Genomic DNA, 13,999 nt, shown 5'->3' with positions numbered 1-13,999 from the left:
AGCTGGAGAATACCAAATGCCATCGCTTAGAGCCTTTTAGGTATCAGCTGTCTGCTTATATCCTGCAGCTTGTCTGCGAGCTCCAGGCATTTAAGTGGCTCTTATATCTCGTGAGTAAGTGTAGAACACTGCCATAATCACTTAGTGACGTAGCAACTGTTTTTAAATTTAAGGCAGTTGCCACGCTTGATAAATCAACTAATTGTTTAGGGTTATTTTACTGTCTAAAGAGTCACTTTGAGCATTGGTTATATCTTGCTTCTCATGTTCATGATGAAAAAAGCGGCCAAACATTTTAGCTTTCGCTTGAATTTCATATTTTATTAATTTTGGAATTGCATGATTGCTCCATTCCAAAGCAGCTTCTACTAGAGCTCCTTTAATGCCTTTTACCTTACAACCATTTTCTATCAAGAATTTTATTATTGGTGCACAATCTTTAGTAACTGCTAAACCTAGCGCGCTTTCTCCTGATGAGTTGACGGCATTTTTATCTATACCAGCAGCCAGAAGTAACCTAATAATTTCAATGCGATCTTGCATGTTGACATCATCGCTATCTTCAAAGTCAATGGCACAATGGAGTGCTGTCTCTTTTTCGGCTAAACTTGTATCATTAATTGGCATACCTTTTTCCAATAGCGTCCTTACTATGTCAACAAAACCATTTGCTGCAGCTTTATGTAGCGCATTTTTTCCACCATTGTAGTTCTTGACATCTTTCTTTTTAAAATCGATTTCAGGCAAGGTTAATAAGTAAGCTAAAGTTAAAGGATTATACTCTGCTACTGATAAAAGAGTTCTTTTAAAATCACATTCTGCACTAAAATCAAAGCGACCATCTTGATGCAGTATTTTCAGTACTTCAACTTGATCTTGTGTTGCAGCTAATTCAAGCAATGATAGTTTTTGATAATAAAGTCCATTTGAAACCTCAACTTCTGCATTAAATTGTGTAAAAGTTGATTGCGATAATAAAAAGCGGACAATATCACAATGACCCAACGCCACTGCATAATGTAGCCCAGTAAAACCTCGACCGTTTACGGCGTTAATATCAACACCTAAATTAAGGGCCAATCGAACGTAGTACTCATTACCTGTTAAAACGGCATAATGGAAAATATTATTACCATCAGTATCTACCTGATTAATATTAATCGATTTTAATTTTAATAATGCATGAATATAACTCTCTTTCTGTAAATTAAATGCCGATTGTAATAAGTTTTCTTTACAACCTGGCACCTCAACCACTTCATTAATATAATTTTCATAATCTGGTTGCTTAGATAGTGTTTGCAAAACTTGCTGGAAAATAAGTGGCCTATCTTTTTTAATTGCAAAATAGGCAATTTGAATAAGTGTTTTTGTGTCATGCAATTCTTGAATATGCGTAGCAATTAATTTTTCTAGAATTTGAGTATCCAGTAATTTTAATTCCACAAAAAAATCTAAAATATGTAAATAACCTTGGCTAAGTATCTTGATAATTAAAGAATGCCCATCTACATTCTTGTTTAAATACTTAATAAGAAATTCAGGAGGTAAAAAAAATAACAATTCAAAATTATTTTCTAATATCTTTTCGAGCAAATAGTCATCGTTTTGTAGGATTTCTTCGGCCTCCGCGATATCTAACATTTGCTCTTGCTTCGTATATTGTTTTAAGTGTAAGGCCGATGTAGGCATATAATAGCAAATCTTTACTTCATAATCGGGTGGGCACTCATTAACATTACTTAAGCGCGCATAGATCATCCTGGCATAAATTTGAGCCAATAATCGTGCTTCTAACGTATCCACATTGATAAATACTTGACAACTATCATCTGCAGTAAAGCGCAAATGAGCAAAGACTTCATTATGATATTTATAGTCTTTTTCATTGCGTAAAGCCGTCTTGAATGCTTCAATATTATCTTTGGCAAATAAGACTTTATTAACTCGTCGTTTAAAATATTGTTCAGCTTGTGGCAAGAAATTAAAATCATTGGGGCGGACAGCAGAACCAGCATCGCGTGTTAATAAGTGATCAGCTAGCAAGGCGTTTTTCATATCAAAAAAGATAACCCCTACTGTTTTCACTTTTTCTTCGGAGAAATTAAAAGGATTAGGTTGTAAATCAGGCATGCCATAAGTTGTAGATTGTTTTTTTGAATATAATTTTTTTTGTTCTTTATTATAGGTAGGGATTTTTTCACTGCGTAAATGCACCCCTTTTCCATCTACCGTGTATATCTTTTTACTCTTAAAACGTAGAGGATGATGAATAAAAGGCGATATGACGCCATCTATAAATTGTAAAAAATAATTGGCATTGTCACCGCGCAATGATTTAAAGAGAAAATCATTATTAATCGTTATCGTGTGTGCAGCGTGTCTTATTTCGTCTCGTTGTTTAATCTTTATATCTTCTAATACATTTACCTTGCGTGAAGGTAACGTATCATTTTTGTAGTACTGAGATAACATCGAAAATTTTTTTATATCTTTTATAACGTCCTCATAACAATGATTCGAATACTCATAATGAACTTTGACCTTTGACTTTGGATGAGGGCTGCGTTTTTCATAAATCAGATCATATTTTTCATCCATAATCTGTACGCCATTAATCCCAATATCCTGCTGCAGAACCATCATGTCTAATACTTCTTTAGCTAGTCCTTCTATTAATTTTTCTTTGTTAATTTTTTTAAGTTCTGCGAACAAAGGTATTTTATTAATACTAAACATTGAATTTGCTTTACGCATATTATTCAGTGAATCAGCACTGTTAAAAATAATTTTTAACCAATTTTGCTTTGGACTTTGAGACGATAATTCATTAGGATCAAGCAGCTGGGCGAATTGATGAGCAAGTGTATGATTAACACCAATACTTTTCAAAAAATTTTGACAATTAACTTTAATTGCTAAGAGGCCTTCATCATTTAAGTTATTTTCCCAAATGGAATGAGCAAATAAAGCTATGATTTGCAAATAAAATAAATCTTCTGGGGTAATTAGATTGGCAGCGTCAGGCTGAGTCTCTTTAAGTATATTAAACAAAATATTAATCAAAGCCGCTCGTCTACAGGCAGATAATACACCATAGGATTGTTGAGGGGTTAAAAAATTCCAATATTTATTCTTATCTAGTGTTTTTTGTTTTATAAGTGGTAAGTGGTATTTAGCAAATATATTTGATTGAATGACTTCTAATAGTGGTGTTTCTATCATAAAAAAATTCCATTTATTATAAACTTGCGTAAAGTAATAAACCACCTGTGAAATAGCAAGAAATAAATTAAAAAATCCGTATTAATTTAAATTGTGCCGATTGTGAAAAAAATAATAAATCAGCAATTGCTTTATGGTTTTTTTGATAGACTATTCTTATTAAAACGCTAGGTGTATTAGAGCCAAATATTAAAATCAAATTAGCAAGCCTAGATGAAGCAAGACGTAATCACCGGCCCCATTCATTAAATCACTTTTGCAATTTATTTACGGTGGTGTCTTGCAAACCTAGAGCAGGCCTTAGCCCAATAATTTGAGATAACGATTATTCTCTAAACCTTGGTTGCACTATACTGCATTAAAGCTACCTCGCTTTATCGGTTTTAAATTTAGAGCTCGTGTCGAATTGAAAAGTATTTGTTAGGCCGAATGGCCTAACCTACGCTTGCTTTTATGAATTAATTTAAAATAAATAAACTAATACTAATTAATAGTATGAGAATGATAACGATTATTTTATGTTTATGTGCCATTAGAAAATAGCTCCTGCACAAATAAAATGTTGAAATTTGCTTACCTAATAAGATCATAGCTTAATTTAAATTGTACAAGTATGAATTATGATCTTTCCTGAGATTAACAAATATAGATAATATCTTTAAATCAAGCAAAGTTTTCATTAAAGGTTGTATCTTTTTAAAACGCTAAAGATGATATAAGCTAATTTATACATCCCAATAAGATTAAGAAAAAACCATAATCCTATTAAAGTAATAAAATAATTCTTTATTGATTTTTAACTTCAATATTCGCTTTAGGGAAGGTCATTTTAAAATGGGTAATCTTTATAGTGGCTATAATATGCTCTGGTTTAACAGCGGGAAATTCATCGGGGTTGATACACGCTTTGATTAGCCTTGCAGGTCTTACCCATCCATAAGCCTCAGGACGAAAGTTAAAAATGTGGGTTTTATCATATTGTATAAAAGTGCGCCATGTTTTAGGTACAAAGCTTGTAGTAAATGGCATAGGCAAAGGCCAGGAACGAAAGGTGAGATCGGCAAAGACTTTTCCTTGCTTGCTGACTATGACTCTATCGAGTCCAAGTTTATCATAATGCACCTCAAATTCAGCTAATTCCTTAGGAATGCCCCAATTTTGTTGGCCGTTAATTACGCTATCCATGGATGAAACAAAGATACGCGTGATGGAAAGATATTGCTGTCCATTTAGATCAAAATAGCCTGGAATAAACAGTAATTCGTAGTAAGGGCCCACAGGAGATTCAGTATAGTCTACCAATATCATTAGCGAATACGCATTGCTTTTTTTACAATTACTAAGCTCTTCTGGAATAGAAGACTTAAAATTTGCGTGTATTGAGGAGGCCTTTAATAAACAAATATATCCTTGGCCACGTAGTTGCCATGGTGCAGGTGCGCTAGGAGAAGTAGTTTGTTCTAACATAATTTAAGTACTTCCTCCGCTGCCCGTTCACCTGAAAGAGTAGCACCTTCGATGCTACCACTCCATTTTATTGCAGTCTCTGTACCGGCCCAATGAATGCGACCACAAGGTTCACGAAGAGCTCGCCCAAATCCCGTGAGTACCCCTGGGGCATAATGAGCAAACATATCACCACGAGCCCAAGGATCTGCTGACCAATCGTATTCATCAACAGCGATAGGCTCTGCAGCACGAGGGCCAAAACGTTTTTTCAAACCCTTTATCCAAACTTCTAACCGTTCCTCTGCGGAATAACTGGCTAACTTCCGAGCCGAAGGACCAAAAGCAAAGCCTGCAATTACACCTGTCTCTCCACTAACTGGCGAACAGTCTATGGTAACATTCGGAACATCGTCCATATCTGCTCCTTGCCCGGTAAGACCTTCTTTACGCCAGAATGCTTCCTTATAAACAGCGTGCCACTTGATACCTTGACCGGGAGCTGAGCGTTCCAGCAATTGAGATTTAATTAAAGGCAAGGCTGGCTCATAATTAATACGCGAAGCCAGTATTGGTGGAATAGCAATAATTACCCGTTCGGCCTGCACAGTTAGATTAGTAGCTCTTACTTTAATGGACTCGTTATCTTGTTGGATATGTTGTACGGGTGCTTTAAGGTGTATTGTATCTGCTCCAAGCTTTGCGGCAAGCTGGTCAGCAATACCTTGCATGCCACCCACAATTAAATCCTGCTGCGCGCCTCCAATAGCAGACAGTATCCATTCTAAGCTCTTAAGAGAATGAATTAAGTGAAGGCCATGCAACAGGGAGACTTCGGCGGGATCTGACATAAATAAATCACTAAAGATTGATCGTATGATTTTTTGTCCTGTGTCTGTAGTCACATGCCAGCGTGAACTAATCCAACCACCAATAGTTTGTGAATCCCATTCTTTGGCTTTTTTGCTATTCCAAGGCGAATCAAGAGGAACTTGTTTTGCCATTCTATTGAGCTTATTCATAGCTAGACCAACGTCGGCAAGTGCTAGTAGATTAATACTCGGGAGTGTGCCAGCGTAACGATGAGTCTTGCCATTTAAGATCATTAAATTGTCGCCTTGCACATATTGCCGGTATGTTGCCATGCCTAATTCTTTGACAAGAGCATGCATGCGCTGGTGGCCTTGACCTAACCAGGTACCCCCTCGATTTATAGCTATATTATTAGACAGAGAATGGGTATAGACGCGACCACCAACCCGATCACGTGCTTCCAATACAACTAAGGTTTTACCCGATTGTTTCAGTTTATAGGCTGCCGCCAAACCGGCAAAGCCAGCGCCGATAATACAAACGTCCACCTTCAATGATTTCATAGGTATTATTTTTGTAATTTACATGTGAGTACTATAAGTTCTAGTTTACTTTAGTGTTTTTGTAAATTTTTCTTGCAATAGCCAGATAATCTTTATAATTTTAATAATAGGATTTTACAGTTATGTGCAAAACCGTTATACCTCTACTTTAACCTTCTTACTAATGAATACTCAGTTATTAATTAGCATTGAATAAATTTCATTTACTATTAAGAATAGAAAAATTATTGCTCTAATATGTAATCAAATTTTTCAGATATTAAAAGTTACCGCCATTTTATTTATCGTGAAAATTTCTAATCTTTCTTAAATAGCCTTGATAAACCTAATCGTGTCAAGTAGCTAACGATACAAAGAGCCAATTGAACTTTGATTCTCTGTGCTTCATCAAGGCTATATAATTTTTTTGTAGCCAGCTTAATGACAAGCGCAAGCAGGTGATGCAGTACCATCTTTACATATTTGGTGACCTCGAGCCTTATCACATTGAGCTATCCCGCCATGACGTGAGCAACAACCTTTAGTCATTGTATTACCATGAGAGTTACTTTTAGAGTCAGCAGCTGGAAGGGTAGTTGAAAGCGGTGTTTTGGTGGCTTTTGATTTAGCCTTAGTACAAGTACAGCTAGGCGACGCTGTGCCGTCTTTACACATCTGATGACCTGTAGACTTATTACAAGAAGTAACGCCGCCATGGCCAGCACAGCATGCAGCATAAGCACCCAATGGGCTAACTAATAAAAAAAGTGCAATAAAAAAATGATTGAGTCCTTTCAACTTATAAGACAAATTAATATTCCTCATTTGAAACTCCCTTTCTGTGGTTAACAGAAGAAAATATAGCTCATATTAGGTAAAATTTCTGAGTTTTCTCAAATAAGCAGGTGGTTTAGTTAAGATAAAACTTAGCCCGTTAAGTTTTTAAATAAAAAGATTAAAGTACCTTCTTTAGCCATCGTAGCGTTGATAAAGAAACGCATAATTAGATTTTCAACCTCAATGTCATTCTCCTCATTTATTTACTGTGATAGCACCTTAATGGCTTCAATAATTTTTTTACTTACTAAATTGTTATGTTTTTCAGGGCGATATACTAGACAAATTTCATCTTTAAAAATAGGTGCCTCTTCTAGTTTTTTAAGATGGGTATATTGAGAAGCGACCCTGGTAGGTAAAATACCATAGCCAAGACCAATAGCAGTTAATTTAGCAGCAACTTCTAGATTAGATGAACTTAGTAGGCCATTAAAATTTATCTTTTTATTAATCTTCTTAAGTATAAATTGTGATTGAGAAAGATTTTTATCATAAATAAGTTTCTCTACTGCATTTTCGGCATAAAAAATAGTAACTTCATCAGTGCATAGCTTCCGAATCACCAAATCTGGATGTTCTATGGGATTAACAATAATACCAAAATCTGCTTCCCAACTAATTACTTTTTCAGCCATCTCTCTTGAGAGACCATGAATAAAATTAAAATCTAGGCCAGGAAAATCAGCATAAAGTTTTGGTAAAAAGAACTCTAGAGTATAAAGAGCAACTGACGGATGAACAGCAATAGTGTAGCTTCTTTGCACTAGCCCTGATTCTGGATTAACTAAGTTTTGAGCTTGCTCCCACTCATGTAATAAGCGATGAGCACGTTTTTTAAATTCCTCACCTAATTTCGTTAGTTGGATACCAGTTTTAAGCCTAATAAGTAACTGCCCGCCAAGTTTACTCTCAAGCCTTTTTATCGCATAACTTAATGCTGGTTGAGAGATCCCAATGATTTCAGAAGCCCTTGTCAAGTTAAGGGTTTCCGTAACGGTAACAAAATACTTTATATCATCCAATGACAAGGACATAAGATCGGTACCAGGATAAGATATAAATAAATCTTATCATAATGATTAAAATAAGTAATTTTATTTATTGAAATAAAGTTTGTAATATATCCTTAGGAGGTAAAAAATGAACAATACAGCTTCCAATTTTAGGATAATATCGAATCATTCTATTAATAGTTTTGATAAACTTGAGAATAGGGATTTTGCTACGGAAATAGCTAACAAAATATTAGCTGAGGTTATGCTTTTTCGCCGTGTGCCAGAATCAACATCTTCATGTGGCGATATAGATTGTCAAAAGTGCACGTCACCTCATTTACCAAAGATAATCGCTGCCATAAAGAATAATCAACCGGTTACTTTTGTCTTACCAGCCTTCCCTGGGAAATCGCCTAATCCTGAAAAAGTATTAGGGCCATTACCCGATTTAGCTGAACGCCTGTCTCTTTATTTTCTTGGCAATCTCTGTCAAAGAATAAAAAAAATTTATACTCCTGGAATTAAAATAATTTTGTGCTCTGATGGAAGAGTTTTCAGTGATATAGTTGGAATGCTAGAAAAACATGTCAGTGCTTATCAAATTGAATTAGACAAATTCATAGCAGAAATGTCCCTTTCAGACATATCAACTTTTAATCTTGATTGCCTTTATAAGGAACTTACCTTTACCCAAATGCGTAGCGAACTTATGAAGCACTATGGAAAATCACTAGATTTTCTTAAACAGAAGATTCGTAATGGCGCACAACCTTCAGCAACTCCTGATGAACAAGAAGCCAATTATATGTATCGCGGCATTACCCGCTTTTTATTTGAAGACGCCATGCATATAGACCAAATTAAAAGCCGCTCTGCCATTCAAAAAGAAGCTCGTTCTAAAGCTTATGAAGTTATCAGGAGAAGTAATGCCTGGAGTCAGTTAATTGCTGAGTATTTTCCAGAGGCTGTTCGTTTGTCCATTCACCCACAACCTTGTGGAGCAAAAAAACTAGGCATTCGCTTAGTAGGTAATGAAAGCTGGATGACTCCTTGGCATGGCGTTGCTGTGCAAAGAGAGGAAGGCTATATCTTGTTAAAACGTGCAGAAGCTGAAGCTTTAGGCGCTAAGTTAATCTCTTCTGCTGACGGGCGTCATAGTCATTATACCTTAACAGGAGAATAGCATGAATTATAAAGTGACACCGCTTAAACCATTTGGCGTACTCTTAGAACCTAAAAATGAGAATGTTCATGTACAAGATCTAGAGATTGAAAACTTGCGCAAATTATTTTGGCAAGAACAACTTGTATTATTACGAGGATTTCGTACTTTTCAAAATAGTAATGAGTTTTCTGATTACTGTGAGCAATGGGGAGAAATTAGTATTTGGCCGTTTGGCAAAGTACTTGAATTAATTGAGCAAGAAAATCCAGAAGATCACATTTTCGATAATAATTATGTTCCTCTCCATTGGGATGGCATGTATCGGCCCCAGGTTCCTGAATATCAGATTTTTCATTGTGTAAGAGCACCCTTAGCAGGACAAGGCGGAAGAACCACTTTTTCCAATACCATTTTAGCTCTAGAACACGCTTCTTCTAGTGAAAAAAGCCTCTGGAGCAAGGTAACAGGCGTTTATAAAAGAAAAATGGAATTCTATAATAGTAAAACAGTATCCCCTATTATTACCAAACATCCCCATAAAAACTTTCCCATTATTCGTTATAATGAGCCCCCCTTAGAAAACAAGGGTCATTTTTTAAATCCACCTGATCTTGAGTTTACGGGCGTAAGTCAAGAAGAGCTAGGCATCTTCCATCAGAGTTTAGTAAAGGCGCTGTACTCAGCTAAAACTTTCTATGCCCATGAGTGGCAAGATGGCGATATAGTTATTGCTGATAATTTTTCTCTCTTACATGGAAGAGAAGGATTTACTTCTAAGTCACCTCGTCATATTCAACGAGTTCATGTTTTGAGTAATCGACCGTTCAATAATCCTGGCTTGGAATCGTACGAATGAATACACAATTAGCAGATATTTTAATTGTTGGAGCAGGCCCTGTAGGCCTTATGTGCGCTTATCTAGGACAACTTTGTGGCTTGCGTACCATGATTGTTGATAAAAATGAGGGCCCTCTAGAAGTAGGTAGAGCAGACGCTCTGAACGCACGCACGTTACAATTACTTGAAATAATTAACTTATTTGCTGAGCTTTATCCTTTAGGTAAAACATGCAATACCAGCTCTGTGTGGGCTGGGGGAAAATTTATCTCACGTCAATCTTCATGGTGGGAGGAGTTAGAAGGCTGCTTGCATAAACATTTTTTAATGCTTGGCCAATCTTATATAGAACAAATGTTGAATAAAAAAATTAGAGAGTTTGGCAGACCTGTAAAGCGTTTAACTGCAATTGAAAACATCGAGCTTAATAATGGCGGTTGTCTTACGACTCTTACCAATGGTGAGCGTATTCAATCAAGTTATGTCATTGGTGCAGATGGCGCCCAATCCTTCGTGCGAAACCATTTTAAAATACCTTTTGAAATCATAAGGCCCCAAATTATATGGGCTGTTATTGATGGTATTATCGACACAGATTTTCCAAAAGTTCCAGAAATTATTGTTTTTCAGACAGATTCATCTGATGTAGCCTGGATTCCAAGAGAAGGAGAGATTGATAGATTTTATGTGAGAATGGATATCAAAGAATTTACCTTGGAGGAAGCGGTTAACAAAATTAATCGTGCTATACAGCCTCATGTCTTAAGTTTTAAGAAGATTATTTGGTTTTCCCAATTTTCAGTTAAAGAATCTGTAGCTGAGAAATTCTTTACAAACGATCGTATCTTTCTTGCCGGTGATGCCTGCCATATTCATTCAGTTAATGGCGGACAAGGTCTAAATACAGGTCTTGCAGATGCATTTAATTTAATGTGGAAATTAAATATGGTTATTAATTTTAATATGCCCACTAAATTACTACAAAGTTATGAAAGCGAACGCCGCGCAGTTGCTCAAAGTGTCATTGATACTTCTGGCGAGCTTGTTCGTTCAACTAAGTATTCGCAAAATGGAACGCATGCAGAAGATTATGTAAAAATTATTCAAAGACGGGCAGGATATATTACAGGGATGGGGATTCGCTATGGCAAAGAAGAACTTTGCGGCTCACGCCTCTTTGATTTTGAAATTTTTAACGGCACTGTCAAAACAAGGCTTTATTCTCTTCTAAATTATAGAAAGTTTACTTTATTAATTTTTGGTTATGGTAATTTAAAACTAAAGCTACCAGACTATGTAAAAATTATTCAGATTTATCCTGATAAATCTAAAGAAAACCTCTGGACGAAGTGCACTCACTACTTCAATCAAGCGATTTTAGTTAGACCGGACTCTTATATTCAAGCAGTCGCCCCACTAGATAAAGCTCAGTGCCTAGTTGAGTTAGTTAGCAAATGGTAACTAGTTTAATTTTTTTAGCCATAGGAATGTTTGCAGTAGGTTGTAATACTTTTTTAATTGCAGGCCTTCTCCCCTTAATAGGCGAAACCATTAACCAATCCATTGCTGTAACTGGACAAGGTATTACCTTATTTAGCTTAACCTACCTTCTTTCTGCTCTGCTCTTTACAGTGCTCCTCGCTAATAAACCAATAAAGGCTATCATTCAATTTGCACTTACTCTATTTATCCTTGGCAATTTAATAACCCTACTTGCTGAAAATCTTGCGATTTTTTTAATTGGAAGAATGCTTGCAGGCGTAGGCGCTGGTATTTTTACACCATTATGTATCACCCTAGCAGTTCATGTTGTTAAAACATCAGCCAAGGGGCGAGGCTTAGGTTTTATATGGAGTGCTAACAGTGCAGGTGTTGTATTTGGCACTCCTATTGGACTTTACCTATCATCCGTATTTAATTGGCAGTTGTCGATGGCCTATATCATCATGTTAAGCTTAATAGCATTAATTGGTTTGGCCCTACAAAATGCTGATATAAAACTGCCTAATTCCCAGCTTTTGGGTAATGAGCTTCGCCTTTTAATTAACAAAAAAACACTATCGGTAATTGGGATTTCTTGTTTTACAGCTTCAGCAAGTTTAGGTCTATTTTCATATATTACCTTGCTTCAATCAGGCTCTGCCCATTCACTTACAATGATTTTATTTAGTTGGGGATTGGGAGGGTTTATAGGAAGCTCATTAGTTGGAATTATTATCGATTGTACTCAAAAACCACAAGGTATTATGGCTCTCGTTTTGCTTGGCCTTGCCCTGACTATCCTTTCAATACCATTTACTAAAAATTTACCCTATATAGGATTAATTCCTTTTTTTATGTGGGGCGTTTTTGGATGGGCTACCACTAATCCTCAACAACAAATTTTATTTGAATTGTATCAAAGACCTATGTCTATTCTGGCTGCTATAAATACTTCCGCTTTTGGATTAGGTGCAGCTTTAGGAACTTCACTTGGTGGCTTAATTCTTACGTCTGGATTTAAGGAAAGCTACCTTCCCTTCCCGGCTGCGATGTTATTGCTAGCTGTATTTATATGTCAACTAACGTTGATAAAAAACTCAAATAGAGAGCATTGTATATGAATAGGCCTGTTATTATTGTAGATCCATTATCATCCGGAATAGAATTGGCTCCTGCTTTTAGAGCGCGCGGAATACCTGCTATTGCAGTTACTCTTAAACCCGCCGCATCATGGGTTGGCTTTGGCGCAAAAATTCAAACTGCAGACTTTATTAAAATTATTCCAGACCAACCAAATCTTGTAACAATACTTAGAAAATATAATCCTCTTGCCATTATTCCTGGTACTGAAGAAGGCGTCCCTCTTGCAGAAACACTGGCTACCATACTAACACCTCAGTTTGCTAATGACCCTAAAAAAGCTCTCAATAGATTACATAAGGCTCTTATGCAAAAAGCTTTGCAAGAAGCAGGGGTTCCTGCTCTAAAGACAATCAGTACTGCGTCTGAAGATGAAGCTGAAACTTGGCTTAAACTAAATCAATTAACTGATGCACCGTTGATAATTAAACCGCCAATATCTGCCGGTAGCGATAAAGTCTTTCACATTCCTGCCAAAGGAGACTGGAAGAAAGCATTTAATCAAGTTTTAACTGAACCCTCTAAATTGAGCGGAGCAATTAACAAAACTGTTGTTATACAAGAACAAGCTATTGGTACTGAATATGCGGTAGGCACGGTAAGCGCTAATGGAAAACACTATTTAGCGCATTTGATTAAATATAATAAAACCTCTTTTAATAATCGCCAAACTATTTACGACTATGTTGAATTTGTTCCTTATAATGAAAAAGCACATCAAGAATTATTCGCTTATACACAAAAAGCTCTAGATGCATTAGGAATTCGCTGGGGAGCTGCTCATAATGAAATTATGCTCACGAAGGAAGGGCCACGCCTTATAGAAACAGGCGCCAGAATGTGCGGTGGTCCAGTTGTTGGTTTTGCCAGAGAAGCTAGTGGTAGTAGTCAAGCAGATAAACTAGTTGAGATTTATGCTGATGGCGATGTAGCAATTAAAAACTATGAACTAACAAAAACCGTTGTACCCGTTTTTTTGAAATCACCTGCTAATGGACAACTAGCTAACGTTGAAGCTCTTACTAATATTCCTAAATTACTAACTTTTCTCAATCAACATATTTGGTTTAAAAATGGTGATTTTGTACCACAAACCGTTGATTATTTAACAAGCATTGGGATTGTCGCGTTGGCAGGCGATCGCAAGTCTATTTTCCTAGATTACCAAAAAATCCGCCATATGGAGTCTAAATTAATAGTTTTGTAATCATTGCAGGCTAAAAGATAATACATAAATTTGCCTAGTTAATTTTAAACTTAGCTTATCTTTTATTTAATTTATTAGACCTCTTTCCAAACTGGCAGTAATGAGACAAGGTCAGTCGAAAAAAGCTGAAAAAATGCCGTGTACATGAAGTACATGAGCATTTTGAAGACCTTTTTTCGACTGAAATTGGCCATCAATGCTAGTTTGGAAAGGGGTCTATTTTTAAATAGCTTATGAATTTCTTAGCGCAATACTACTGTCTATTTCGAATTTTTTCAGGATAAATTGTTTATAATTAAACCAATATACT

The 13,999-nt window shown here is 36.1% G+C and carries 10 protein-coding genes; 5 read left to right on the top strand and 5 right to left on the bottom strand.

All coding sequences use genetic code 11. The features are described 5' to 3' along the window. Window positions 1–198: 198 nt before the first annotated feature. The 5 genes from ACNVED_RS02470 to ACNVED_RS02450 all read right to left on the bottom strand — a co-directional run bounded on the left by ACNVED_RS02470 (window position 199) and on the right by ACNVED_RS02450 (window position 7,897). Window positions 199–3,225, bottom strand: a complete 3,027-nt coding sequence (locus ACNVED_RS02470) for an ankyrin repeat domain-containing protein (protein ID WP_419420179.1) — start codon at window positions 3,223–3,225, stop codon at window positions 199–201. A 786-nt stretch (window positions 3,226–4,011) separates the two neighbouring features. Next, window positions 4,012–4,692, bottom strand: a complete 681-nt coding sequence (locus ACNVED_RS02465; RefSeq protein WP_419420178.1) for a hypothetical protein — start codon at window positions 4,690–4,692, stop codon at window positions 4,012–4,014. Next, window positions 4,686–6,047 (bottom strand): flavin monoamine oxidase family protein, encoded by a 1,362-nt coding sequence (locus tag ACNVED_RS02460; RefSeq protein WP_419420177.1) that lies wholly within the window; start codon window positions 6,045–6,047, stop codon window positions 4,686–4,688. Before ACNVED_RS02460 ends, ACNVED_RS02465 begins: the two co-directional genes overlap by 7 nt. A gap of 417 nt (window positions 6,048–6,464) precedes the next feature. After that, the gene (locus tag ACNVED_RS02455) at window positions 6,465–6,851 is read right to left on the bottom strand and encodes a hypothetical protein (protein ID WP_419420176.1); all 387 of its coding nucleotides are present in this window, start codon (window positions 6,849–6,851) and stop codon (window positions 6,465–6,467) included. 215 nt (window positions 6,852–7,066) lie between these two features. After that, window positions 7,067–7,897 carry a LysR family transcriptional regulator gene (locus ACNVED_RS02450; protein ID WP_419420175.1) on the bottom strand — a complete coding sequence of 277 codons (831 nt, stop codon included), beginning with the start codon at window positions 7,895–7,897 and terminating at the stop codon, window positions 7,067–7,069. A 106-nt stretch (window positions 7,898–8,003) separates the two neighbouring features. On the opposite strand from ACNVED_RS02450, the gene ACNVED_RS02445 reads away from it, so the two are divergent. Genes ACNVED_RS02445 through ACNVED_RS02425 form a run of 5 tightly spaced genes read left to right on the top strand, consistent with a single transcriptional unit; the run spans window position 8,004 to window position 13,689 of the window. After that, window positions 8,004–9,041, top strand: a complete 1,038-nt coding sequence (locus ACNVED_RS02445; RefSeq protein ID WP_419420174.1) for an L-tyrosine/L-tryptophan isonitrile synthase family protein — start codon at window positions 8,004–8,006, stop codon at window positions 9,039–9,041. A gap of 1 nt (window position 9,042) precedes the next feature. Further along, window positions 9,043–9,879, top strand: coding sequence for a TauD/TfdA dioxygenase family protein (locus tag ACNVED_RS02440; protein ID WP_419420173.1), 837 nt, complete (start codon window positions 9,043–9,045; stop codon window positions 9,877–9,879). After that, complete coding sequence (locus tag ACNVED_RS02435; RefSeq protein WP_419420172.1) at window positions 9,876–11,321, top strand: FAD-binding protein; 1,446 nt, start codon at window positions 9,876–9,878, stop codon at window positions 11,319–11,321. The genes ACNVED_RS02440 and ACNVED_RS02435 overlap by 4 nt, the downstream gene beginning before the upstream one ends. Then, complete coding sequence (locus ACNVED_RS02430; protein WP_419420171.1) at window positions 11,315–12,463, top strand: MFS transporter; 1,149 nt, start codon at window positions 11,315–11,317, stop codon at window positions 12,461–12,463. Before ACNVED_RS02435 ends, ACNVED_RS02430 begins: the two co-directional genes overlap by 7 nt. After that, on the top strand, window positions 12,460–13,689 hold the full coding sequence (locus tag ACNVED_RS02425; RefSeq protein WP_419420170.1) for an ATP-grasp domain-containing protein: 1,230 nt from the start codon (window positions 12,460–12,462) through the stop codon (window positions 13,687–13,689). Before ACNVED_RS02430 ends, ACNVED_RS02425 begins: the two co-directional genes overlap by 4 nt. Window positions 13,690–13,999: the final 310 nt, after the last annotated feature.

The organism is Legionella sp. D16C41 (genome assembly GCF_048541585.1).
GTDB lineage: Bacteria > Pseudomonadota > Gammaproteobacteria > Legionellales > Legionellaceae > Legionella_C.
Note: the sequence above shows the minus strand (reverse complement) of the source record. Positions and strands in the feature narration are given on the sequence as shown.

What these genes read in the sequence shown, in the direction of transcription:
- ACNVED_RS02470 (WP_419420179.1), bottom strand. Translation starts at nt 3,225, where the DNA reads ATGATAGAAACACCACTATTAGAAGTCATTCAATCAAATATATTTGCT.
- ACNVED_RS02465 (WP_419420178.1), bottom strand. Translation starts at nt 4,692, where the DNA reads ATGTTAGAACAAACTACTTCTCCTAGCGCACCTGCACCATGGCAACTA.
- ACNVED_RS02460 (WP_419420177.1), bottom strand. Translation starts at nt 6,047, where the DNA reads ATGAAATCATTGAAGGTGGACGTTTGTATTATCGGCGCTGGCTTTGCC.
- ACNVED_RS02455 (WP_419420176.1), bottom strand. Translation starts at nt 6,851, where the DNA reads ATGAGGAATATTAATTTGTCTTATAAGTTGAAAGGACTCAATCATTTT.
- ACNVED_RS02450 (WP_419420175.1), bottom strand. Translation starts at nt 7,897, where the DNA reads ATGTCCTTGTCATTGGATGATATAAAGTATTTTGTTACCGTTACGGAA.
- ACNVED_RS02445 (WP_419420174.1), top strand. Translation starts at nt 8,004, where the DNA reads ATGAACAATACAGCTTCCAATTTTAGGATAATATCGAATCATTCTATT.
- ACNVED_RS02440 (WP_419420173.1), top strand. Translation starts at nt 9,043, where the DNA reads ATGAATTATAAAGTGACACCGCTTAAACCATTTGGCGTACTCTTAGAA.
- ACNVED_RS02435 (WP_419420172.1), top strand. Translation starts at nt 9,876, where the DNA reads ATGAATACACAATTAGCAGATATTTTAATTGTTGGAGCAGGCCCTGTA.
- ACNVED_RS02430 (WP_419420171.1), top strand. Translation starts at nt 11,315, where the DNA reads ATGGTAACTAGTTTAATTTTTTTAGCCATAGGAATGTTTGCAGTAGGT.
- ACNVED_RS02425 (WP_419420170.1), top strand. Translation starts at nt 12,460, where the DNA reads ATGAATAGGCCTGTTATTATTGTAGATCCATTATCATCCGGAATAGAA.